This is a genomic window from Gelidibacter sp. (assembly GCF_053579655.1).
Map to the genome: position 1 here is coordinate 18,987 of NZ_JBMDWE010000001.1, position 22,523 is coordinate 41,509.

Annotated in this window: 23 protein-coding genes; 13 read left to right on the forward strand and 10 right to left on the reverse strand. The window is 37.5% G+C overall.

The genetic code is table 11. The features are described from left to right. The first annotated feature begins 61 nt into the window (after window positions 1–61). Both ACOH2D_RS00090 and ACOH2D_RS00095 read left to right on the forward strand, forming a co-directional pair. Window positions 62–2,359: a type IA DNA topoisomerase gene (locus tag ACOH2D_RS00090; RefSeq protein WP_449534145.1), complete on the forward strand. Its 2,298-nt coding sequence runs from the start codon at window positions 62–64 to the stop codon at window positions 2,357–2,359. Further along, window positions 2,346–2,942 carry a pseudouridine synthase gene (locus tag ACOH2D_RS00095; protein WP_449534030.1) on the forward strand — a complete coding sequence of 199 codons (597 nt, stop codon included), beginning with the start codon at window positions 2,346–2,348 and terminating at the stop codon, window positions 2,940–2,942. Before ACOH2D_RS00090 ends, ACOH2D_RS00095 begins: the two co-directional genes overlap by 14 nt. On the opposite strand, the gene ACOH2D_RS00100 is transcribed toward ACOH2D_RS00095, so the two are convergent. Next, window positions 2,939–3,382, reverse strand: a complete 444-nt coding sequence (locus ACOH2D_RS00100; RefSeq protein WP_348036603.1) for a cold-shock protein — start codon at window positions 3,380–3,382, stop codon at window positions 2,939–2,941. The genes ACOH2D_RS00095 and ACOH2D_RS00100 overlap by 4 nt on opposite strands. Before the next feature lie 433 nt (window positions 3,383–3,815). On the opposite strand from ACOH2D_RS00100, the gene ACOH2D_RS00105 reads away from it, so the two are divergent. Beyond that, window positions 3,816–4,079 carry a heavy-metal-associated domain-containing protein gene (locus ACOH2D_RS00105; protein ID WP_348036602.1) on the forward strand — a complete coding sequence of 88 codons (264 nt, stop codon included), beginning with the start codon at window positions 3,816–3,818 and terminating at the stop codon, window positions 4,077–4,079. A 4-nt stretch (window positions 4,080–4,083) separates the two neighbouring features. Here ACOH2D_RS00105 and ACOH2D_RS00110 read toward each other — a convergent pair whose 3' ends face one another. From ACOH2D_RS00110 to ACOH2D_RS00120, 3 genes are all read right to left on the reverse strand, one after another. Continuing rightward, window positions 4,084–4,743 carry a hypothetical protein gene (locus ACOH2D_RS00110; RefSeq protein WP_449534031.1) on the reverse strand — a complete coding sequence of 220 codons (660 nt, stop codon included), beginning with the start codon at window positions 4,741–4,743 and terminating at the stop codon, window positions 4,084–4,086. 91 nt (window positions 4,744–4,834) lie between these two features. Next, on the reverse strand, window positions 4,835–6,349 hold the full coding sequence (locus tag ACOH2D_RS00115; RefSeq protein WP_348036600.1) for a DEAD/DEAH box helicase: 1,515 nt from the start codon (window positions 6,347–6,349) through the stop codon (window positions 4,835–4,837). Between the two features lie 201 nt (window positions 6,350–6,550). Further along, entirely contained in the window at window positions 6,551–7,030 is a 480-nt protein-coding gene (locus tag ACOH2D_RS00120; protein WP_348036599.1) for an Hsp20/alpha crystallin family protein, read from the reverse strand. Between the two features lie 156 nt (window positions 7,031–7,186). Between ACOH2D_RS00120 and ACOH2D_RS00125 the strand changes: the two genes are divergently transcribed. Further along, window positions 7,187–7,387, forward strand: a complete 201-nt coding sequence (locus ACOH2D_RS00125; protein WP_449534032.1) for a hypothetical protein — start codon at window positions 7,187–7,189, stop codon at window positions 7,385–7,387. Window positions 7,388–7,431: 44 nt separating this feature from the next. On the opposite strand, the gene ACOH2D_RS00130 is transcribed toward ACOH2D_RS00125, so the two are convergent. After that, on the reverse strand, window positions 7,432–7,842 hold the full coding sequence (locus ACOH2D_RS00130) for a 3D domain-containing protein (RefSeq protein WP_449534033.1): 411 nt from the start codon (window positions 7,840–7,842) through the stop codon (window positions 7,432–7,434). Window positions 7,843–7,914: 72 nt separating this feature from the next. Between ACOH2D_RS00130 and ACOH2D_RS00135 the strand changes: the two genes are divergently transcribed. After that, on the forward strand, window positions 7,915–9,228 hold the full coding sequence (locus ACOH2D_RS00135) for a dipeptidase (RefSeq protein ID WP_449534034.1): 1,314 nt from the start codon (window positions 7,915–7,917) through the stop codon (window positions 9,226–9,228). A gap of 67 nt (window positions 9,229–9,295) precedes the next feature. Here the strand turns inward: ACOH2D_RS00135 and ACOH2D_RS00140 are convergent, their stop codons facing one another. After that, complete coding sequence (locus ACOH2D_RS00140; protein WP_348036595.1) at window positions 9,296–9,502, reverse strand: putative signal transducing protein; 207 nt, start codon at window positions 9,500–9,502, stop codon at window positions 9,296–9,298. A gap of 204 nt (window positions 9,503–9,706) precedes the next feature. Next, window positions 9,707–11,707 (reverse strand): alpha-ketoacid dehydrogenase subunit alpha/beta, encoded by a 2,001-nt coding sequence (locus ACOH2D_RS00145; protein ID WP_449534035.1) that lies wholly within the window; start codon window positions 11,705–11,707, stop codon window positions 9,707–9,709. Between the two features lie 151 nt (window positions 11,708–11,858). On the opposite strand from ACOH2D_RS00145, the gene ACOH2D_RS00150 reads away from it, so the two are divergent. The 5 genes from ACOH2D_RS00150 (at window position 11,859) to ACOH2D_RS00170 (ending at window position 16,007) form a co-directional block, all read left to right on the forward strand. Further along, window positions 11,859–12,809, forward strand: coding sequence for an isopenicillin N synthase family dioxygenase (locus ACOH2D_RS00150; RefSeq protein WP_449534036.1), 951 nt, complete (start codon window positions 11,859–11,861; stop codon window positions 12,807–12,809). A gap of 98 nt (window positions 12,810–12,907) precedes the next feature. After that, window positions 12,908–13,231, forward strand: a complete 324-nt coding sequence (locus ACOH2D_RS00155) for a translation initiation factor (RefSeq protein WP_449534037.1) — start codon at window positions 12,908–12,910, stop codon at window positions 13,229–13,231. Then, on the forward strand, window positions 13,231–14,169 hold the full coding sequence (locus tag ACOH2D_RS00160; RefSeq protein ID WP_449534038.1) for a DUF1835 domain-containing protein: 939 nt from the start codon (window positions 13,231–13,233) through the stop codon (window positions 14,167–14,169). The genes ACOH2D_RS00155 and ACOH2D_RS00160 overlap by 1 nt, the downstream gene beginning before the upstream one ends. Then, window positions 14,160–15,029, forward strand: a complete 870-nt coding sequence (locus ACOH2D_RS00165; RefSeq protein WP_348038034.1) for a nucleoside phosphorylase — start codon at window positions 14,160–14,162, stop codon at window positions 15,027–15,029. Before ACOH2D_RS00160 ends, ACOH2D_RS00165 begins: the two co-directional genes overlap by 10 nt. Before the next feature lie 123 nt (window positions 15,030–15,152). Further along, window positions 15,153–16,007, forward strand: coding sequence for a substrate-binding domain-containing protein (locus ACOH2D_RS00170; RefSeq protein WP_348038036.1), 855 nt, complete (start codon window positions 15,153–15,155; stop codon window positions 16,005–16,007). Window positions 16,008–16,258: 251 nt separating this feature from the next. Here the strand turns inward: ACOH2D_RS00170 and ACOH2D_RS00175 are convergent, their stop codons facing one another. Next, the gene (locus ACOH2D_RS00175; RefSeq protein ID WP_449534039.1) at window positions 16,259–16,924 is read right to left on the reverse strand and encodes a uracil-DNA glycosylase; all 666 of its coding nucleotides are present in this window, start codon (window positions 16,922–16,924) and stop codon (window positions 16,259–16,261) included. A gap of 112 nt (window positions 16,925–17,036) precedes the next feature. Here ACOH2D_RS00175 and ACOH2D_RS00180 point away from each other — a divergent pair, with 112 nt between their 5' ends. The 3 genes from ACOH2D_RS00180 (at window position 17,037) to ACOH2D_RS00190 (ending at window position 20,794) form a co-directional block, all read left to right on the forward strand. Continuing rightward, entirely contained in the window at window positions 17,037–19,199 is a 2,163-nt protein-coding gene (locus ACOH2D_RS00180; protein ID WP_449534146.1) for an endonuclease MutS2, read from the forward strand. A gap of 117 nt (window positions 19,200–19,316) precedes the next feature. Then, a complete protein-coding gene (locus tag ACOH2D_RS00185; protein ID WP_348038040.1) occupies window positions 19,317–19,733 on the forward strand; it encodes a thiol-disulfide oxidoreductase DCC family protein in 417 nt (138 codons plus the stop codon). 155 nt (window positions 19,734–19,888) lie between these two features. After that, a complete protein-coding gene (locus ACOH2D_RS00190; RefSeq protein ID WP_348038042.1) occupies window positions 19,889–20,794 on the forward strand; it encodes an EamA family transporter in 906 nt (301 codons plus the stop codon). A 122-nt stretch (window positions 20,795–20,916) separates the two neighbouring features. On the opposite strand, the gene ACOH2D_RS00195 is transcribed toward ACOH2D_RS00190, so the two are convergent. Beyond that, window positions 20,917–21,057, reverse strand: a complete 141-nt coding sequence (locus tag ACOH2D_RS00195; RefSeq protein ID WP_449534040.1) for a hypothetical protein — start codon at window positions 21,055–21,057, stop codon at window positions 20,917–20,919. 12 nt (window positions 21,058–21,069) lie between these two features. Then, window positions 21,070–22,515: a dicarboxylate/amino acid:cation symporter gene (locus tag ACOH2D_RS00200; RefSeq protein ID WP_449534041.1), complete on the reverse strand. Its 1,446-nt coding sequence runs from the start codon at window positions 22,513–22,515 to the stop codon at window positions 21,070–21,072. Between the last annotated feature and the right edge of the window lie 8 nt (window positions 22,516–22,523).

Sequence of the window (22,523 nt, forward strand, 5' to 3'; positions counted from 1 at the left end):
GTTATGTCCTCAAAAAAGTTTTACTTTGCAAACTCAAATTTTAAAAAAACAAATCCCAATTTTGAAAGTCTGTATTGCCGAAAAACCCAGTGTAGCACGCGAGATTGCTATTATTTTAGGAGCTAATAGTAAACATGATGGTTACTATGAAGGCAATGGCTATGCAGTGACCTACACTTTTGGGCATCTGTGCACGCTGATGGAGCCCAACGATTATAAACCACACTGGAAAAGTTGGGATTTGAATAATCTGCCCATGCTTCCGGAAAAGTTCCAAACGAAAGTGGTAGACAATGCTGGTATTCAAAAGCAATTTAATATCGTTAAAAGATTATTTGATAAAGCTGATGTCGTCATCAATTGCGGGGATGCTGGTCAAGAAGGGGAACTGATTCAGCGCTGGGTTTTATCTCAGGCCAATTATAAAGGAAAAGTGCAGCGTTTATGGATTTCTTCCTTGACCGCAGAAGCGATAAAAGAAGGTTTTGACAACTTAAAACCGTCAGAACAGTATGATAATCTCTTTTATGCGGGCTTTTCTCGCGCTATTGGAGATTGGCTTTTAGGAATGAATGCCACACGTTTATACACCCTAAAACATGGTGGCTATAAACAGGTATTGTCGGTAGGGCGCGTACAAACGCCAACTTTGGCCATGGTGGTCAACCGATTTAAGGAGATTGAAAATTTCGTTCCCCAACCCTATTGGGAATTGCAAACATTGTATCGAGACACCTTGTTCAGTTATGAGGAAGGCCGTTTTACCAAGATGGAAGATGGCGAGGTCTTGGCCAATAAAGTTAAAGAGCACGAATTTGAGATCGTCTCCATTACCAAGAAAAAAGGAAAAGATTACGCTCCAAAGTTATTTGATTTAACTGGACTTCAGGTTTACTGCAATACGAAATTTGGATTTTCAGCAGATGAAACTCTCAAGATTGTTCAGAAATTATATGAACAAAAAGTTGTGACCTATCCAAGAGTGGACACCACTTTTCTACCTAACGACATTTACCCGAAAGTATCCGGAATTTTACAAAACCTGTCAAAATATGCGCCTTTAACCGCGCCACTTTTAGGCAAAAAGATTAAAAAATCGCCTAAGGTCTTTAATGACAAAAAGGTCACGGACCATCACGCTATAATTCCTACAGGTGTTGAAAGCAGTTTGCAATACAATCAGCAGCAGGTTTATGACATCATAACCAGACGTTTTATAGCGGTGTTTTATGAGGATTCTACGGTATCCAATACCACAGTGATTGGAAAAGCTGCCGATGTAAACTTTAAAGCTACCGGGAAAGAAGTTTTGAGCAAAGGTTGGCGTGTGGTATTTGAATCTGCCACGTCAAACAGCGGCGGCGCAAAAGAAAATTTGCTGCCATCGTTTGTTAAAGGTGAAAAAGGCCCGCACGAACCTTCGTTTTTGGAGAAACAGACCAAACCGCCCAATCAATTTACAGAAGCTTCCCTACTACGTGCGATGGAAACTGCCGGCAAACAGGTAGATGATGATGAGATGCGCGAACTGATGAAAGAAAATGGGATTGGCCGTCCTTCAACACGCGCCAATATTATCGAGACTTTATTTAAACGTAAATATATTGAGCGTAATAAAAAGCAAGTTCTACCAACGCAAATAGGCATTCAACTGATTGATACCATTCAAAATGAGTTATTGAAGTCGGCCGAATTGACCGGAATGTGGGAAAAGCAATTGAAAGATATTGAGAAAGGCACCTATAGCGCCGCCCAGTTCATCGCCAATATGAAAAGAATGGTGGATGCTTTGGTTTATGAAGTACGCAGTGAAACCCAGCGCGCCAATATCTCCCATGAAAAAACAGAAGAAAAGGCCATCATTAAAAAAGAAATCAAGAAAAAGGAAGGAATAACCTCAGAAATCTGTCCGAAGTGTAAAAAAGGACACTTGATTAAAGGTAAATCCGCTTATGGCTGTAGCGATTTTAAAAATGGCTGTCGTTTCGTTTTGCCTTTTAAATTTAGTGATAAAACCATTTCGGAAAAACAATTTATCCGACTGCTGCAAAAAGGCTCCACCGTCAATCTTAAAGGATTTAAAACCGAAGTTGGAGAAGTTGAAGGCCTGGTGAGGTTTGATGACAACTTCCAATTGGTATTGGAGCCAAAAAAATCGGCTAAAAAAGTAGTTCCAGACAGCTTGACTTGTCCAAAATGCAAGAAAGGAACCGTCATAAAAGGAAAAACCGCTTATGGTTGCAGCCATTTTAAAGAAGGCTGCGACTTTCGATTTACTTTTGATGATGTGCGAAGAAAATCTGAAGGAAAAAAAATGAGCAAAGAATTGGTTTACAGCATTTTAAATGGAGACATCTAAACCATTGACACACGTACATTTTCTGCTCAATAAACCTTTTGGATACCTTAGTCAATTTATGAGTAATGCCAGGCATGAACGCAATAAAAAGTTCTTAGGTGCGCTTTTTGAATTTCCAGAAGGTGTTATGCCTATTGGCCGTTTGGACAAAAATTCAGAAGGACTTTTATTGTTGACTACGGATGGATTTTTAAGCAATACCATTTGTAGTAGTGCTATTGAAAAAGAATATTATGCACAGGTGGATGGCGACATTACCGCAGCTGCACTAGCTCAACTTCAAGAAGGTGTAACCATAGGTTTTGAGGGCATCAAATATGACACCCAAGCTTGTAAGGTCTTTAAATTGGAGCAACTTCCTGAGTTTTCAGAACGCTCAAAAAGTATTAGAGATCCACGTCATGGACCAACCTCATGGATTTCCATTACAATAAATGAAGGAAAGTTTAGACAAGTACGTAAAATGACGTCTGCCGTTGGTTTTCCTACCTTGAGATTGGTGCGTGTTCGTGTAGGTCACATTTATTTGAACAAAATGCAACCTGGAGAAGTTATTAAGGTTGAGGAATTAAATGTAGATTAAACGCGCTTTACTTTCACCGCGTTCATACCTTTCATACCACGTTCCAACTCAAAAGTCACTTTGTCGTTTTCAGCGATATCATCTAAGAGTCCGCTCACATGACAAAAGTATTTTTCATTGTTTTCGATATCAATAATAAACCCGAAGCCTTTAGAATTGTCATAAAAAGAAACTTTACCCTGTCTTACAGGATCTTCTTCTTCACCTTCTTCTTTCTTAGGAACACCTAAAACAATGTCTTCAGCATCTACAATGATTCTATCTGCAGGATCCTGTGGGGTATCTGTTAAATTACCGTAAGCATCTACGTAAGCAAACTGGATCCCATCGGTTCCACCTTCCGCTCTACGGGCTTCTTTTTTCTTTTTCTTTTCGTCACGTTTCTTAGCACGTGCTTTTTCTTTTTCAATTTTGTTAAAGGTCTGTTGCGACTTAGCCATTCTTTTTTTTAAATATGTTTTAAAGGTTAATATTGAAAATACTAAAAATTCTTTGAATATTCAATTTTTTAGAATTGTAAATGTCCAAAGCCTAAGGAAGTACTTAAAATAGGGTTTATGAATTTAAGAATTTAGTCATTAATTTCATATCCATCTTACAAATATAAGAGATAGATTTCAAATATTGTCTACCAAACTACTATTCTTGCAATTATAGGGTGTTTTCGTTAATAATCACAACATGTTTTCTGACAGCTTATTGATTGTTCAGCCTAAAGAGGCAATTTATTTATATAGACGCTACAAAAAACTTTAAATTAAGAAGTTAGCATCGTCAGGTATCAAAACATAGTATTTAAAATATTTCAATTAGGTGAAGTGCAATTAATTATCTAAATTTATATTAATAACCTTATTAAAATCACTTCATACTATGACCTATATCACTGATAATATAATCCCTGGCAATCACGGTAAAACATTTACGACCGATGTGAATGAAGCCTCTGAAAAAACAAAATTGGAAGCTGCAATTTTAAAAGTTCAAGGTGTGGTAAAAGTGATTTTTGCAGATACTTTCCCTTTAGAGTTTACCGTCCATACCGATCGCGTTGTGAAGGTGAGCGAAATACAGAGTGCCGCCAATGAATGGAATTATCATGTGATTGCTAAAGGACCCTTCTTCCCCTTATTTTAGTAAATCACTTATCCTTAATAAGAATAATACTTGCCGTAACACCCGTTAAAAGATTCCATTTTTTTGAAGAAACAAGGATGCCATTATCGTCATACACTTCAAACTCCGCTGTATTGGGGCCAGATTCGCCTTGGTTGAGCGCGACAAATTCTATCTTATTGATCCCCTCCACCAAAGGCACAGCAAAACTCTTGAAATTTCCTGTCAATAATAAATCGACTATAAAAACGACGCCATTGACAAAAACCCGAACGCGGTCGCCATCTGGATATTCGTGGTCTCTACATCTGATATTGGCTTTAATTCCTGTGATTGCGAAGTTGCCCAAAAACTGGTCCTCCATGGTTGGCATCTTAAAACCTTGTTCCACAGCTTTCTTGTTCCATTTTTGATCAAAGATTTCTCCAGGGTCACGTAAGGTGCTATCGTCAAACATTGAAAACTCAGTGTTCTTTTTTTTAAATGTGATGGGACTTTCAGTAGTAGGTTGCTCTTCTTTGCTTACAGGCTCGATTTTGACAGGCGTAGGTGCGGGCTCTTTCTTTTCGTCTTTCTTTTCAACGGCAGGAATCGGAATGCTCCTAATCGGGATTTCCTGCGCCTCTACCTTAAACATAGTCACAAGAAAAAAAACGCCTAAAAGTTTATATTTGAAAAATTTCATAAGCTTAAAACTGATTTGGATTCTGAGAATCAAGAACCATACCTATTAGCGAAACTACCAATTAATTCTGACTATAATTTTAAAGGAAACGTTAAAACTTGCCATTAAAACTTATGCGGAGTTTTCTAATATACTCTTCCATGAGCCAATCTTTGTAATTCTGAGTACTGTTCATCATACAATAAGAATACTGTTTGATTCTGTATGAAATATCGTCGTGCAGGAATTTAGTCAAATCCCTGGCTTCAAAAATAGTTTCAGCGTTGGTTATGCACATTTGAGAATGCTGTTCAATAGAGCGCTCAATGGCTGTAATTGATTTTCTGCCTTCTAAAATTGCTTTTTCGTATTCTGCTTTCATATCAAAATCGACACTATCAGATTTACCGAATCGTTCCCTAGTTGAATTTGGCATCACATAAACAAAATCGCGCTCAATATCTTCGTCATTTCGGATGTTCTCAAGATAAAGGTCTGGGTATTTAAAAATGTGTTGCCAATCTACCGATTGATTCCACGGACCAAAACGAACCGCGTTATTCCCTAAATCCAAAACCAAGAATGATTTCTTGTCTTTTAAAATACGTGAACCTCTTCCTATCATTTGAAAATACAGGGTCAACGAACGTGTGGCACGATTTAAAATAACCGATTCCACTGTTGGTTCATCAAATCCTGTGGTTAAAATACTTACAGAGGTCAAGATACCATCAGGGGTGTTTTTAAACCATTTCAAAATATCCTTTCGCTCCTGCTTGGTGCACGTATTGTCCAAATGCTTGACGTTATAACCTGCGCGCTGGAAGGCGTAATAAACTTCTTTCGAGGTGTTAATTCCGTTATTAAAAATCAAAGTTTTTTTGCCTTTGCACATCTCTTCATAAGCAAATACAAGCTTGCCTAACATATAAGAATTTGTGTAGAGCGTTTCTGATGATTTAACGGTATAATCGCCATTGATCCCAATCTTCAACGTGTTTAATTCCACATCAAAGTTGTACAAGTCTGCTTCAGCCAAAAACCCATTTTTTATCAAGGTCGAAATGTCATCACCCACAATAAGTTTCTGGTAATTGTCCTTCATCGGCAATTTGATGTTCGAACTTAACGGGGTTGCCGTAACGCCGAGTATAAAACAGTTTTCAAAGAATTTAAAAAGCTTTCGGAACGAATTGTAATGGGCCTCATCAATAATAACCAAGCCGATATCCTCCAACCGTAATTTTTTATCATTGAGACGGTTGTTTAAGGTCTCCACCATGGCCACAAAACATTGATATTGATCTTGGTCTGGAAGTTCCTTGACATGGCTGTTGATGATTTTGTTATGCACATCAAAACTCGTCAACATTTTTGAGGTTTGTTTGCACAGCTCTATCCTATGGGTAAGAATAACTACTTTCTTATTATGTTTTTTAATATAGCGTCGGACAATCTCAGAAAATATCACCGTCTTCCCTCCTCCTGTCGGAAGTTGGTACAGTAAATTAAAATTATCCGGAGCGGTGTCAATCACCTCAAAAATCTTATTGAGATCAGCTAGCTGATAATCATAAAGATCCTTTTTGGCTTTTGGATTGCTAAATTGCTCTACTATTTCTGTCATAAAAAGGGCTCGTCAAAAAAATTTTCCCAAAGTTAAGGTTTTATAAAAGTTAATGTTGGCTATTGTTGATAAAAATTAATAGCCCCACTGTTTTATATGATGATTTTCTGATACTTAAATTAATTTCATGCATGTTTCATACTAATAAAAAAAAGAGAAACTGTTCAGGTTTCTCTTTTTGACTTTTCGGTTTCTTCTTTCTTAAGAAACGCTAATACGTTTTGCAGGTTTTTCCTTAGCCTCTTCTCTTTTTGGTAAATGAACCGTTAAAATACCATCTTTATATTCTGCTTTGATTTTATCAGCTTCAATAGTGTCTGGTAAGGTAAAGGTTCTCTTGAATGAAGAATAACCAAATTCACGTCGGGTGTAATTATCTTTTTTTTCTTCATGTTCCTCTTTTGTTTCTGAAGAAATGGAAAGGATTTTATTATCTAAATCAATATTAAAATCTGATTTCTTCATTCCAGGGACAGCGATTTCTAAATAGAATTCATCCGAATTTTCTTTAATGTTTACCGCTGGAAGTGTCATGCCAGTGTTGAAATTAGATAAGAATCCTGTTCCCATTCCGCTTTCAAACAAATTATCAACCCAAGATGATAAACCTGGTAATGTAGAAGTGTTTCTTTTTGTTGAAACGTCGTTGCCGTTATTTGGCATGGTTGCTAATGTACTCATTGTGTATCAAATTTTTAAGTTAGACTATTATTTCGATGGATACATTTCAAAATAAATACCAAAGTGGAAAGTGCCGGCATTTATGACATTTTTTACGTCAAATATGCCGTTTTGACATTTTAAGCTACTTAGAACTAACGGATTGACAGTTAAAAAGTGTTAAACACATCTTATGATTTTACCTGTTACGCCACCATTATGACCGTTCAGCATGAGCTTTCTAAAGCTTACTATGAACTTAGAGAAGTTTATGTTTCTGCCGTTTTTGGAAAATCGCCAGACCAATTAAATGCGATTGAAATCAAAGAAATCAAGGAAGCTTATCCTTTTGTTCCTTCGGAAGCTCAAATAAAGTAAAACTCTTGAGACACGAAGCCGTCTAATCGAGGTCGCTTCGTGTTTTAATAATCATAGGCCTCTTCAGGCAATCTATAATCAATACAGACCTTTCTTCTGCCCCATTGTTTTGCTGAATCCACATCAATGCCCATATAAATATCAATATGATTCTTCCATTTCCTATGCATTTTGTCCTTGACCAAAAAATAGCCCTCAAAACCTTCAATGACCACGGGCGTGTTGTATTTAAGTCCTTTTCGTAATAAGTCGCGAGACACGGCAATATATCTCATGCCTGGTTTTAAGGTATCGCCAAAAGCAGTGATTTGCGGATTGGCACTAGTTTGCCGCGGTGTTGAGTTATAGGCGCTTGCCGTGACCGTAACGGAATCCCAAAAAAAATCAGAGTCCTCTTTCGGTTCTTCTTTACAGCTCGTCAACAGCAAGAGCGCGATTAAAAAATGTGTATGCATAAAATAAATATACAATTTAAAGCAACATTAATTCATTTTTGTAACTTGTCCTAACTAAAACTATACCTTATAATGAAAAAAACTATGCTTTCCCTAAGTTTACTAGCGCTTTTTATGAGCTGTAAAAATGACAAAAAACCAATGACAGAAAACGATCCAAAACAAGATTCTATAGCGCTCATAGAGCGAGCACGAGGCATTCATGAGCGTGTGATCACATTGGACACACATTGTGATATTGATGTAGAAAACTTCACAGATGCGGTCAACTACACTCAGGATTTAGGATCTCAGGTAACCTTGCCAAAAATGAATGCAGGTGGCTTGGATGTGGCTTGGTTTATTGCTTATACAGGACAGGAAGAGTTGACTGATGCAGGTTTTAAGAAAGCTTATCAAGAGGCGATGAATAAATTTACTGCCATCCACAAATTGGTCGAAAAAATCGCACCAGATCAAATTGAATTAGCACTTACTTCAGATGATGTACGACGTATTGTTAAATCAGGGAAAAAAGTGGCCATGATTGGTATTGAAAATGGATACCCTGTTGGAAAGGATATTTCCAACGTTGAAAAGTTCTATAATTTGGGCGGACGTTATATGTCCTTAGCTCACAATGGCCATAGCCAATTGAGTGACAGTAACACAGGTGAAGGAGATTCTATCTGGTTGCATAATGGATTGAGTGAATTGGGCAAAAAAGTCATCAAAGAAATGAATCGTTTGGGAATGATGGTTGATGTGTCACATCCTAGTAAAGAAGCGATGCGTGATATGATGGAAATATCGGAAGCGCCACTAATTGCTTCGCATTCATCAGCAAGAGCTTTGTGCGATCACAGTAGAAACTTGGATGATGAACAGTTAGAATGGATCAAGAAAAGCGGCGGTGTTGCGCAGGCAGTTGCATTTCCCGCGTATTTAAACACTGAGAAGAGCAAAAAATACGGAGATTTTAAAAAAGAGGTTACCTTAACTGTTATGGATTCCATGAATGTTGCTTTCTTGGATTGGAATGACCGTCAAAAGTTAAACGAAACGGAACGTAAAGCTTATTCTGATGTGATAAAAAAGGTTAGCCCTATTGTTGACGCCAAATTAAAGACTATTAAAGATGCTCCAGGACAAGTGAACGTGGCGGATTTTGTGGATCATATTGATTATATGGTCAACAAAATAGGAATTGACCATGTGGGGATCAGCAGTGATTTTGACGGCGGCGGTGGTATTGAAGGTTGGAATGATGCTTCCGAAACTTTTAATGTGACCTTAGAGCTTGTGAAACGCGGTTATACCGAAGAGCAAATTGGAAAGCTTTGGAGCGGCAATTTGTTGCGTGTTTTAGATAATGTTCAAGAGGTAGCTAAGAAAATGGCGAGTTAAATTTCGTAATGATTGGTATTAAAAAAGTCCGCGATATGCGGACTTTTTCTATTTATAGTAAACATTTTTATTCATCTTCGATGCTTTCCATTAATTGTTGTGCTTTTTCGGAATCAGCCTCCGAAACATAGAGTTGCAATTCGCCAAGGATGCCTGTATAGGAAGAATCTAATTTATTCAATTCATAATATTCAATGCCTTCGCTTTCTAGGATGTTTTTGATTTCCATGGCTCTGATTTGAGAGGTTCCTGAATATATTTTGTAATCGCTCATAATGTTCTGTTTTTAAAATGAAGGTTTATCTCTCTAAGTTAAGAATAATATTGATAAAGGTCAGGATAAAGGAGTTTTTAAATAGGAGTTTAGCTTTAGTTCATAAAAAAAATAATGCTACTGTTGGTGTTTTCCACTAACAGTAGCATTCAAAAAAAAATTATTTATGAATTGGTCTTTCGTAAGGTTGTTTCTAACTAAGGATCAATACTCCAAAACTTCTCTTAAAGCCGCTTCAAATTTCCCTTTCGCCAAATACTGATCTTCCAACTGATTGATAAATGGAATTGGTGTTTCCATACTTGCCACACGTTTTACAGGTGCATCCAAATATTCAAAACAGTTTTCCATGATTAAGGCGCTCAAATCACTGCCAATGCCGCCAAACATGGAGTCTTCTTGCAAAATGATTGCACGACCTGTTTTCTGAACCGATTTATAAATAGCTTCAGTATCTAAGGGTTGCAAGGTTCTTAAATCGATAAGATCGGCATCGATATCTTCGTTTTTTGCTAAAATCTCTAAGGCCCAGTGCACTCCGGCACCATAAGTTATGATGCTAACCGCTTTACCTTCTTTTAAAAGCGATGCTTCTCCGAAAGGAATCGTAAAATAATCAGATGGCACTTCCTGACGTATGCTTCTATACAACGCTTTATGCTCGAAATACATTACCGGATTTGGATCATTGATGGCAGTTGCCAGCAACCCTTTTGCATCATAAGGAAATGCAGGATAGACCACTTTTAACCCTGGCGTTTTTGTAAACCACGCTTCATTGGTCTGCGAGTGGAAAGGTCCCGCTGCAACTCCGGCGCCACAAGGCATTCGGATGACGACGTCGGCCTTTTGATTCCAACGGTAATAGGATTTTGCTAAATAATTGACAATCGGATTAAAACCTGAACTTGCAAAATCGGCAAACTGCATCTCAACTACAGCTTTCATGCCTGCAATAGATAAGCCCATGCCTGTTTCAACAATGGCCGATTCACAAATAGGCGTATTGCGCACACGTTGGTTTCCAAATTCTTCTACAAAGCCTTCGGTAATTTTAAAAACACCTCCATATTCGGCGATGTCCTGACCCATAATAACGAGGTCTTTGTGACGTTGCATACTTTGTCTTAATCCTTGAGAAATGGCGTCAATGAAACGGATTTCTTCTGGTTTTGACTTTGACTCAAAATGTTGGTATTGAAAAGGTTTATATACATCATTTAACTCAGTGCTTTCATTGGCAACTATCGCTTCCTCTGCTCCTGCCGTTTGTAAAGCTTCATCAATTTCAGTCTTTATGGTTTGATGTAATTCCTCTTCTTTGGCTGCAGTTAATACGCCTAGTTTGAGCAGATAATTTCTATAGTTATTGATCGGGTCTTTCACTTCCCATTCGGCCATTAATTCATTCGGAACGTATTTAGTGCCGCTAGCTTCTTCGTGACCGCGCATTCTAAATGTTTTGAACTCGATTAAAATTGGACGTGGACGTTTACGCATACTTTCTGCCAGCTTTAGTACTTTTTCATAAACCTCCAGAATGTTATTACCGTCCAAAATAAAAGAATCTATACCATAGCCCTTGCCTCTATCGGCTAAGTCTTTACAGTAATATTGCTCATGCGTAGGTGTTGATAAGCCATAACCGTTATTTTCAATGCAAAAAATAACCGGTAATTGCCAAACCGCTGCAACGTTTAATGCCTCGTGGAAATCGCCTTCACTAGTTCCACCTTCTCCTGTAAAAACTGCGGTGACCTGACCTTTGTTTTGAAGTTTGCTTGCTAGTGCAATTCCATCAGCGACCCCCAATTGCGGACCTAAATGTGAAATCATGCCTACAATATGATAATCTTGAGTACCAAAATGGAAAGATCGATCGCGACCTTTTGTAAAGCCATTTGCTTTTCCTTGCCACTGACTGAATAACCTACTTAACGGAATGTCCCGAGTGGTAAAAACACCTAAATTTCGGTGCATTGGTAGGATGTATTCATTGTTTTGCAAAGCCATGGTAACACCCACCGAAATAGCTTCCTGGCCGATCCCAGAAAACCACTTGGAAACTTTGCCCTGACGCAAAAGAATGAGCATTTTTTCTTCAATCAATCGCGGCTTTAACATGTTTTTATAAAGCTGAAGAAGGGTCCTGTCGTCAAGGTTTTTTTTGTCGTATTGAATAGGGCTCTTGGTAGATGTCAACATAAGGTTTTAAATTTAAAACTCAAATGTAGATAAAATTAGAGAGATTGGAGCAAAACCCTATTTTTTTTAGCGTAATAAAGCAATTACAATTATCCGTATTTTCGCTACTTTTGTAATAAAGACAGTTAACTATAAAAACGTACGTATAAAGATGAATGTGATACCGAGTGTAAATCTTCAGGATTTTGTTTCTGGTGATCCAGTGAGGAAGCAGAAATTTATTAATGAAATTGGTAAAGCCTATGAGGAAATTGGCTTTGTGGCCCTTAAAGGCCATTTTTTAGATGAAAAATTAGTAGATGATCTTTATAGTGAAGTAAAGAATTTTTTCTCATTACCTTTAGAAACCAAGCAGAAATATGAAATCCCTGGTATTGGCGGCCAACGTGGCTATGTGTCCTTTGGGAAAGAGAGTGCGAAAGGTCAAAAACAAGGCGATTTAAAAGAGTTCTGGCACTTTGGTCAGTATGTTGAAGATGATCCTGTTCGCGCCAAGGAATATCCCGAAAATGTGATGGTTTCTGAATTGCCAAAGTTTAATGCTGTTGGTAAGGAAGCTTATGCCATGCTTGAAAAAACCGCAAAATATGTGTTAAGAGCTTTGGCTTTACATTTAAATTTAGAAGAAACGTACTTTGATAATTATATCCATAATGGCAATTCTATTTTAAGACCTATCCATTATCCCCCAATTAAAGACGAACCTAAAGAGGCCGTTCGTGCCGCAGCACATGGCGATATCAATTTGATTACGCTTTTAATGGGCGCTCAAGGACGTGGTTTGCAAGTGCAAAATCATAAAGGTGAATGGATTGACGCTATTGCAGAGCCTGATGAATTGATGATCAATGTTGGCGATATGTTATCGCGTCACACCAATAATAAGTTAAAATCTACCATCCATCGCGTGGTCAACCCGCCGAAAGAATTATGGGGAACCTCACGTTATTCTATTCCATTTTTCATGCATCCAGTCAGTGAAATGAAGCTGAATGTTTTAGAAAGCTGTATTGATGAAGACCATCCTAAGTTATATGAAGATATTACAGCAGGTGAATTTTTACATGAACGCTTATTGGAATTAGGATTGATTAAGAAATAGGATTTAGTTGGCAGTAAGCAGTCTTCAGTCGGCAGTATTTATTTACCGCATTCTGAAGACTGCAGACTGAGGACTGAAAACTGAAGACTGCGAAAAAAATGGATTTAAAAGACCAGCTCAAAAATTTATTCCCAGAACATATCCCTGAAGAAACTCCCGAAGTTGAAAGCTCAAATATCTGGTTGCAAGACGAACCTATTATTTGCAAGTATGAAAAACGAAAAGGAAAACCGATGACCATTTTAGAAGGCTATACGGGAGCTACTGAAGACTTTAAGATTTTAGCAAAGGAACTCAAAACCAAACTCAGTGTTGGTGGGAGTTTTAAAGATGATAAAATAGTGATTCAAGGCGATTATCGCGATAAAATCATGGCCATCTTAAAAGAAAAGGGCTTTGCGGTTAAACGTGTGGGAGGTTGATGGCAACTCAAACTTTACATATTACCAATGGCAGTAATCTCACAGATTACTTGAAAGAACTTGAATATACAGGTAGGTTTTTGACATGGCAAGAAATGCTGTGTGAAGGTCCAACGACTGAAGAGGTTGATTCTGAAGAATTCTTCATTCTCAGAAAAACATTTTTATCTGATTTTTATGAGATTGAAATGAATGAGGCTGAGTTTAAAAAAGAGTTGGATATTTTAAACCATACCGATCAGTTCCAGCAGATTGTGCTATGGTTTGAATATGATTTGTTTTGTCATATCAATTTGATGGCCATCATCAGTATGTTAAATCACAAGAAAATCCAGCTCCCCTTTTATCTAGTATGTAGCGGAAGGGTAAAAGGCGAAAATGATCTTAAAGGTTTGGCCGAATTAAAATCAGACCAGCTTCACCAACATTACGAAAACAAGATTACACTTTCTGGAGAAGACAGGAATTTGATGAGCGCTTTATGGCGGATTTATTGTGGGAAAGATCACAATCTATTTAAGCCATATATTGTACAAAAATCTTCTTTTCCATATTTAGCCAGCTGTTTAAAAGCGCATTTACAACGGTTTCCTGACTCTATAACAGGACTTTCAACCTTGGAGATGCATGCGCTTCACATGATTTCAGATCAAAGAATAAAATCCAGGCGACATCTCTTAGGGTATATTCTTAATTTCCAAGGCTATTATGGTTTTGGTGATCTGCAAATAAATAAGATGATTGATACCCTTTCCATTTTCTATACGGAAGAAAACGATCAAATTATTTTAAATAGAAAAGGACATGAAGCGATTAATAAGCAACATAACTTTTCGGATGAACTGATGACCTCCATGTACTTTGGCGGCGTCAAAAAAATGGATTTTCAGTTTAGTAAAGTCCAAAATAAACTTATAAAAACAATCAAATGTCTATAAAAGCATCAGAACTCATTCTCAATCCAGATGGAAGTGTCTATCATCTTAATCTAAGACCTGAACATCTTGCAACAACGATCATAACCGTTGGTGATCCGGACCGTGTGGACAGTGTGACACAACATTTTGATACCATCGAATTTCAAACCAGAAAAAGAGAATTTCATACGCAAACAGGAACCTATAAAGGCAAACGTATAACCGTTATTTCTACCGGAATTGGTACAGATAATATTGATATCGTATTTAATGAATTGGATGCCTTGGTAAACATCGATTTAGAAAAACGTGAAATCAAAGAAAAACTCACCTCATTGGAAATCATCAGAGTCGGGACTTCTGGATCCATTCAAAAAGAAATTCCCATCGATTCATTTTTGATCAGTGATTTCGCTGTAGGATTTGACAGTCTTTTACATTTTTATAAAAGTGAAAGCGTGCAATATCCTGAGATATCAGATGCTTTGGTAAAACATACCAATTGGAGTCCTTTGAAATCCAAGCCCTACGTTGTAAGATGTAATGAAGAGTTATTCGAAAAATTCAGCTCCAACAAAACCGTGAAAGGTTTTACCGCCACAAATGTTGGTTTTTATGGCCCTCAAGGTCGGGTTTTAAGGCTGCCTGTTCAGGATAATACGCTTAATGATAAATTGGCAAGTTTCAGTTATAACAATATGCCCATTACTAATCTTGAAATGGAAACTGCCGGTATCTACGGATTGTCGGCGCTTTTGGGTCACAAAGCCTTGTCGATGAATGCTATTATCGCAAACAGAGCGACCGGTGAGTTTACTGAGAATTCTAGTAAAACTGTGAACGAATTGATCCTATACACATTAAATAAGTTGGTCGAGTAGTTCGCTTAGAAATCAGCGAATAAAGCTAAAAAAATTATATCTTAACCATATGGCGCTAATGACATTATGGAAAATAAAAAATAAGAGATTCCCTTTTTCAAGGGAATGAAAAATGAATTTTGAATGATAACAGTAAAAATAGGTGGCGTCCCAGAACATTTTAACTTGGCCTGGTATTTAACGCTTAAGGATGGCCAATACAAACAAGAAGGAATTAATTTGCGTTGGGAAGACTACCCTGGCGGCACTGGCGCGATGAGTGAAGCACTCCGAACGGGCGCTATCGATATGGCCGTAATTTTAACCGAAGGGATTGTTAAGGATATTGCCGAAGGAAATCCGAGTAAAATTGTTCAGACTTTTGTGGAAACTCCGCTTATTTGGGGCATTCATGTCGCCGCTGGTTCTGATTTTAAATCGGTTGAAGATCTGAAAGGAAAACGTTGTGCGATTAGCAGATATGGCTCTGGATCTCATTTGATGGCTTATATCAATGCTGAGAATCACGGCTGGGATTTAGAAACCGATCTGAAATTTGAAGTTGTACAAGATTTAGATGGTGCTGTGAAAGCGTTGAGCAATGGCGACGCCGATTATTTTATGTGGGAAAAATTCATGACCAAACCTATTGTGGATTCAGGAGTTTTTAGACGTATCGCTAACTGTCCAACGCCATGGCCTTGTTTTGTAATTGCCGTTAGAAATGAATTTTTAGAAGTTAATGAAAGTGTCGTTAAAGCTATTTTGGAGGTCATCAATAATACGACAGTTGATTTTAAGGAAATTCCAAGTATTGACCGAATGATTGCCAATAGGTATGATCTCCAATTAGAAGATGTTCAGGAGTGGCTCACTTTAACAGAATGGTCACAAAGCAATTTAGATGAGGCTACCGTTAAAAAAGTGCAGCAAAAACTCATGAAACTCGATATTCTTTCAGAACAAAAGCATTACAGGGAGATCGTTTCAGTCATATGATTTACATCATGAAACTTTAACGTTTCAAGAATAATATGTGAATTAGTGTTAAAATGAATAGAAATTGGCTACATTTACCGTTCCAAATCGCGTCATTCTATGACATAAATTAAAAAATATGATTACCAGTATTGCTTTAATTATGGCTTCTTTTGTTGCTTTAAATTTTCTCCTACTCGCCTTCAGTTGTAATAAAACTGTCAAAAAAGAAGTCCCTAAGGTTAAGCCTGTTAAAAAAGATTCAGCTTTGCTTACCAGTCAATTGGAGACTCATGAACTTGCTCCAACTGGTAGTTAGTTTTGCTAAAAGATTTATTCCCAAACCAATACCCTCGATTGGCACTTAAGGGCGAAGGATGACCCGAAGTGATGATGGTATGTTTTGTGGCGTCGATAAATTTCGTTTTTTTTATGGCAAAACCTCCCCAAAGTAAGAATACCACGTCATTTTTTTGATCACTTATGATTTTTATAACCTGATCCGTAAAAGTTTCCCAACCTTTCTTTTGATGGCTTGCTGCCTTTCCTGCCCTAACGGTTAAGGTTGCATTCAATAAAAGCACCCCTTGTTTTGCCCAGGATTCCAAGTTTCCAGAAACCGGATATGGTTTTCCCACATCGGTTTCCAATTCCTTGAAAATATTTTTAAGTGATGGTGGATGGGTAATGCCATCATTGACTGAAAAACATAAACCATTCGCTTGTCCTGCACCATGGTAAGGATCCTGACCGATAATGACCACTTTAACCTGATCAAATGGGCACCAATCAAACGCATTGAAAATATCCTCCATTTTTGGATAACAGGTATGGGTGTCATATTCCTGCTCCACAAACCTGATCAACTCCTTAAAATAAGGCTTTTCAAACTCTGTTTGCAGTTGTTTTTTCCAACTTGGAGGCATATGGATAGTCATGATTTTTTCTGATTTTCATAAAAATAAGAGGTTTTATGTTGTTGCTAAAATTTATATTCAAAAAGTTTAATTTTCCGTAAATTTGAAGCTTATTAAAGATTACCAAAAGAGAATGCACATTCAAGAGAAAACCTTAAAAGATATTGAATTTTATACCGTCCTTGACCAGATGTCAGCATATTGCATGACCCATTTGGGGACTGCAAGAGCTTTACAGAGCAAGCCGTTTTCTAAAAAAGAAGACTTGATCATTGCTTTGAAGCGTACCAATGATTATTTGGCTTCTTTTGAAAATGACAACCGAATTCCAAATCACGGTTTTGAGCCGATAACCAAAGAAATTCAGCTTCTGAAAATCGAAAATTCCTATTTGGAAACTGTCAGTTTTAGAAAAATCAAGGCGATTTCCATGGCATCGAATGAAATCATTATTTTTTTAAAGAAATTTCATGAATATTATCCGCATCTTTTTGAGTTTTCATCTACTATTCCCGTTACCACGGAATTGATCCAACAAATAGATGCTATTATTGACCGATTTGGCGATGTAAAAGACAATGCATCTCCTACACTTTTTAATCTGAGGCAAGAAATCAATGCGATAAGAGGTAAGATTAACCAAAGTTTTGTGTCTGCCTTAACCTCTTACTCTTCTATGGACTATTTGGATGATATCCGAGAATCCGTCGTTGAAAACAAGCGTGTTTTAGCGGTTAAGGCCATGTATCGACGCAAGGTAAAAGGTAGCATTTTAGGAGCAAGTAAAACGGGCAGTATTGTTTACATTGAACCAGAAGCTACGTTTAGATACACCCGCGAACTCAATAATTTGGTCTTTGAAGAAACGGAAGAAGTAACCAGAATATTAAAGCAACTGACCAATTATACGAGATCCTTTCGAGTTTTGCTTAAGGATTATCAAGAGTTCTTGACAGAATTGGATCTTATTTTCGCAAAAGCGAAATATGCGGCATCTATTAATGCTATTTTACCAGAGATCACTGACAATAGAGATTATGTTCTGAAAGACGCCATTCATCCTTTACTTTATATTTCCAATCAAAAGAAACATATAAAAACCTTTTCGCAGTCCATCGAGTTACATCCGGAAAACAGGATTATTGTGATTTCAGGGCCAAATGCGGGCGGAAAAAGTATCACTCTAAAAACGGTCGGACTTCTGCAAGTGATGTTACAAAGTGGACTTCTGATCCCAGTGCATATTCGGAGCAAAGTATGTTTATTTGATCGAATATTAACCGATATTGGCGATAATCAATCGATTGAAAGCCACTTAAGCACATATAGTTACCGATTAAAACAGATGAATTACTTCTTGAAGAAGTGTAATCAGCATACACTTTTCTTAATCGATGAATTTGGAACCGGAAGTGATCCTGAATTAGGAGGTGCGTTGGCAGAAACCTTTTTGGAGGAGTTTTACCATCGCGAAGCTTACGGAATTATCACAACCCACTACTCCAACCTCAAGGTTTTGGCCAACGAGTTGCCTTTTATGCAAAACGCCAATATGATGTTTGATGAAGTCAGCTTGGAACCTATGTATAAACTCGCTTTAGGGCAGGCTGGAAGTTCATTTACTTTTGAAGTGGCCCAAAAAAATGGGATTCCCTTCAGTTTAATCAATCGGGCGAAAAAGAAAATCGAACGCGGAAAAGTCCGGTTTGATGCGACCATCGCAAAATTACAGAAAGAACGTTCAAAGCTCGAAAAAACTGAACAATCACTTAAAGTTAATGAGCGGAAGAAATTGGATGAAGCCGAGAAACTTGAAGAAATCAATCTGAAAATACAAAAGAAATTAGAAAGCTATCAAGAATTGTATGACAGTAATCAACGCCTGATTTATTTGGGACAAAAAATGAATGATTTGTCAGAACGCTATTTTGACAACCATCAAAAAAAGGAACTTATGGCAGAATTATTCAAAGTAGTTCAAATTGAAAACTCCAAACGAAAGAAAGTTTCTGCTACCGTGAAAAAAGTTCAGAAAGCTAAAGAACAAAAAGTCATTGAAGAAGTTGAGAAAACAGTTGAAGTTATTCGTCAAAAAAAGAAAGCCGCCAAAATAAAAGTGGCCCATGCTCCAAAGTCAAAACCTATTTTTAAGGTGGGCGACCGTGTCCGTTTGCAAGATGGAAGAGCTGTTGGCAGCATTGATAAGCTCGAAAAAAATAAGGCTGTGATCAATTATGGCATGTTTACGACTAATGTGAGTGTAGAGCAGTTGGAATTGGTGGAGCGAGTGAAGTAGTTTTCAGTCGGCAGTCTTCAGTTGGCGGTCTTCAGTTGGTGTTTCGATAATCGGCCATCGGTCATCCGTCATCCGTCATCCGTCATCAATCTAATAAATAATTAAAGGGAAAACAGCATGTCCATAAATTTGGAAAACAATAAACAACTCATTCTTTTTGATGGGGTTTGCAATCTTTGTGAGGCGTCGGTGCAATATGTGATTAGGCATGATAAGGGCGATGTGTTTCGTTATACAGCCTTGCAAAGTGACGTTGGACAGGAAATTATAAAAAAATTCAATATTGATAGAGCAAAAATGGATTCTATCCTGCTTTATTCTTCAGAAAACGGTGTTTCTTATAAATCTACAGCTGCTTTAAAAATCGCATCTAAACTTGGATTTCCAAGGAATTTGTTGAGCCTGTTTTTGATAGTTCCTGCCTTTATCAGAAATTGTGTCTATGATTATATTGCCAGAAATAGATACCATTGGTACGGTAAGAAAGATGAATGCATGATTCCTACACCGGAGTTGAAGTCTAAGTTTTTGTAAAGTTGAGATCTGGGGTAAAACCTTTGACTTCTTCCGACCCTTAGGGAATAGTCCTGTTTCCCTCAAATTCAACAAATAACCATTAATAAGCATTTTTTACATTTAAAGCATTCCTATTTAGAATACCTTTGCAGGCATATTTAAAACCCTTTATAATGAACTCAAAATATTATATCGCAGTAATTACGGCCTTTACTATTTGGGGCTTTTTTAGTGTGGTCTTAAAATCGCTTGATGCATTTTCGGCATTTGACATCTTGAGCTATCGCACCTTGGGTTCCTTGGGGATTATGCTTTTTGTGTCGTTATTTTTGCGTCCTAAAACATTGAAGTCAACCATAAGCACATTTAAAGGGTTGGGCACAAGTGTTAAAAAACGCATCATCGTCGTCAATATCCTGAGCGGCTTGTTTTTGGCACTCAACTGGTACATTTATATTTATGTCATGAATAACGTGAGCGTTAGCGCAACTTCATTGGCCTATTTAATTTGTCCGATATTGACCATGGTTTTGGCCTATTTGATTCTGAAGGAAAAGCTTTTTAAGTTGCAATGGGTCGCCGTTATTTTAAGTGGTACAGCGTGTTTACTGCTATCTCTTGGCAATATTACGGACTTGTTTTATAGTATGATCATTGCCTTGAGCTACGCCCTTTACTTGGTGTTGCAGCGAAAAAACCATGAGATCGATCGGTTTTTGGTGTTGACTTTTCAGGTGTTTTTTGCCGTCCTTTTTTTATTGCCATTTATAGTTACTTACGATTCACCTAATGAAAAGACGCCATTTTTTTATGGCATGTTGGCATTGATTGCGGTAGTTTTTACCATCATTCCGATGTATCTTAATATATATGCCTTAAAAGGTTTAAACTCGGCAGTGGTTGGTGTGTTTATTTATCTTAACCCACTAATTAACTTTGGTTTTGCTATTTTCTATTTCAAGGAAAAAGTAAGTCTTCTCGAAGGCGTTTGTTATCTTCTTATCCTGATATCGATTTTTGTTTTCAATTTTTCAGTGATAAAAAATAGAATCAATAGAAAGCGCGCGGTACATATTTAAGATTATTGATTTCGGTTTGTGATACCCCTTTCTAAGTTGTCAAAGTTCCATACTCGGTCCGAGAGCCCGAAGGAAATGTGCTCGGAAAAGGTGCTGACACCTCACTAAATTTGTTCCTGATATCAACGAGTATGTAGTATCCGATTTTCACCTAAAGATGCTGCAGATGTTGTGCCTGATTTTGGAATACTGGCATTCAAAATCACAATTCCTGACATTTCTAAATTCTCTTTGAGCCATTTTGCAGAAACGATAGCAATCATGATTTTTTCAGATTATGAATCTAGATCAAAGGTTTCCGTTGGATTTTTGTGCTCTTGATAATTAATCATGTTTTCACCATCGGCGATGATACAACACACTGCCGCATCGCCCGTAACGTTAACCACCGTTCTGAACATGTCCAAAATACGATCAACTGGGAAAATAATAGCAATCCAAGCAGGATTGAGTCCGACGGAATCCAATACAATGATCAACATGACCAAACCTGCACTTGGTACTGCAGCTGATCCGATGGAAGCCAAAGTCGTGGTCAAAACTACCGTTAATTGCTGGCCAAGGGTCAAATCAATCATGTGCAATTGTGCTAAAAAGATTACGGCAACAGCCTGATAAAGACTGGTACCATCCATGTTTACGGTGGCGCCGATAGGCAACACAAAACTGCTTATTTTTTTATCAATCCCAAGATTTTGCTCCACACATTCCATGGTTACAGGAAGAGTAGCCGCACTGCTGGACGTTGAAAACGCTAACGTTTGTGCAGGGCTCATGGCTTTAAAAAAACCTGCATAAGATACTTTTTTGACAAAAACTTTTAAGATGCCAGGATAGGTAATAAAAATCATGATCATAAGACCAATTAATACCGTCAATGAGTACCAACTCAAGCCTTTAAATATCTCTAAAACTTTTCCAATATCATCTCCAGCCATTTTGCTTACCACACCAGCTAAAAGTGCAAATACGAAGAATGGTGCCGCTTGCATGACCAAGTCTACCATTTTCAGGAAAACTTCGTTGATGCCTTCTACCAGCTTTAAAACGGGTGCTGATTTGTCTTTTGGAATAAACAATAAACAAACCCCGAAGAAAATAGCGAAAAAGATTATTTGAAGCATTAATCCATTGCTAGATAAAGAGTAGAAAAAGTTATCCGGAACAATGTCAATCAACGGTTGTAATGGTGTGGAATCTTTGCGTTGATCGGCGGTAGCAATTTTATCTGAAACAGAAACCTCCTTTAAATCTTGTTTGGTTAAATTGGAGATCACCTGTGCTCTTTCAAAAAACGCTGGATCTTTAAGATAATTGATGCCATCTTTAATTTCATGACCTTGCGAACTTGCCCAAATTTCATAATTGATACGGTTATCTATTCGGCTTTGTTCGTCTATGAGTTTACCTGGTTTTATAGTATTAACCAGCACTAAGCCCAATGAAATAGCGAATACTGTGGTTACCAGATAAAGGAGCAAGGTCTTTCCTCCCATCCTTCCTAAACTTGAAGGATCTCCAATATTAGCAACACCGCCAATGATGGAAAATAACACCAATGGCACGGCAATAAGTTTCAGTAAATTGATGAAAATAGTGCCGAATGGATCGATCCAATCCATGGTAAATGAACTCCACCCCATATAACTTGAGGTCAGCGCCCAAATGATACCAAGGATCATTCCGATGATGATTTTCCAATGTAATGCCAGTTTTTTCATAAGCTATA

Bases quoted from the DNA above. Each gene is read 5' to 3' on its own strand.
- ACOH2D_RS00095 (WP_449534030.1), top strand. From the start codon at position 2,346: ATGGAGACATCTAAACCATTGACACACGTACATTTTCTGCTCAATAAA.
- ACOH2D_RS00100 (WP_348036603.1), bottom strand. From the start codon at position 3,382: ATGGCTAAGTCGCAACAGACCTTTAACAAAATTGAAAAAGAAAAAGCA.
- ACOH2D_RS00105 (WP_348036602.1), top strand. From the start codon at position 3,816: ATGACCTATATCACTGATAATATAATCCCTGGCAATCACGGTAAAACA.
- ACOH2D_RS00110 (WP_449534031.1), bottom strand. From the start codon at position 4,743: ATGAAATTTTTCAAATATAAACTTTTAGGCGTTTTTTTTCTTGTGACT.
- ACOH2D_RS00115 (WP_348036600.1), bottom strand. From the start codon at position 6,349: ATGACAGAAATAGTAGAGCAATTTAGCAATCCAAAAGCCAAAAAGGAT.
- ACOH2D_RS00120 (WP_348036599.1), bottom strand. From the start codon at position 7,030: ATGAGTACATTAGCAACCATGCCAAATAACGGCAACGACGTTTCAACA.
- ACOH2D_RS00130 (WP_449534033.1), bottom strand. From the start codon at position 7,842: ATGCATACACATTTTTTAATCGCGCTCTTGCTGTTGACGAGCTGTAAA.
- ACOH2D_RS00135 (WP_449534034.1), top strand. From the start codon at position 7,915: ATGAAAAAAACTATGCTTTCCCTAAGTTTACTAGCGCTTTTTATGAGC.
- ACOH2D_RS00140 (WP_348036595.1), bottom strand. From the start codon at position 9,502: ATGAGCGATTACAAAATATATTCAGGAACCTCTCAAATCAGAGCCATG.
- ACOH2D_RS00145 (WP_449534035.1), bottom strand. From the start codon at position 11,707: ATGTTGACATCTACCAAGAGCCCTATTCAATACGACAAAAAAAACCTT.
- ACOH2D_RS00150 (WP_449534036.1), top strand. From the start codon at position 11,859: ATGAATGTGATACCGAGTGTAAATCTTCAGGATTTTGTTTCTGGTGAT.
- ACOH2D_RS00155 (WP_449534037.1), top strand. From the start codon at position 12,908: ATGGATTTAAAAGACCAGCTCAAAAATTTATTCCCAGAACATATCCCT.
- ACOH2D_RS00160 (WP_449534038.1), top strand. From the start codon at position 13,231: ATGGCAACTCAAACTTTACATATTACCAATGGCAGTAATCTCACAGAT.
- ACOH2D_RS00165 (WP_348038034.1), top strand. From the start codon at position 14,160: ATGTCTATAAAAGCATCAGAACTCATTCTCAATCCAGATGGAAGTGTC.
- ACOH2D_RS00170 (WP_348038036.1), top strand. From the start codon at position 15,153: ATGATAACAGTAAAAATAGGTGGCGTCCCAGAACATTTTAACTTGGCC.
- ACOH2D_RS00175 (WP_449534039.1), bottom strand. From the start codon at position 16,924: ATGACTATCCATATGCCTCCAAGTTGGAAAAAACAACTGCAAACAGAG.
- ACOH2D_RS00180 (WP_449534146.1), top strand. From the start codon at position 17,037: ATGCACATTCAAGAGAAAACCTTAAAAGATATTGAATTTTATACCGTC.
- ACOH2D_RS00185 (WP_348038040.1), top strand. From the start codon at position 19,317: ATGTCCATAAATTTGGAAAACAATAAACAACTCATTCTTTTTGATGGG.
- ACOH2D_RS00190 (WP_348038042.1), top strand. From the start codon at position 19,889: ATGAACTCAAAATATTATATCGCAGTAATTACGGCCTTTACTATTTGG.
- ACOH2D_RS00195 (WP_449534040.1), bottom strand. From the start codon at position 21,057: ATGATTGCTATCGTTTCTGCAAAATGGCTCAAAGAGAATTTAGAAATG.
- ACOH2D_RS00200 (WP_449534041.1), bottom strand. From the start codon at position 22,515: ATGAAAAAACTGGCATTACATTGGAAAATCATCATCGGAATGATCCTT.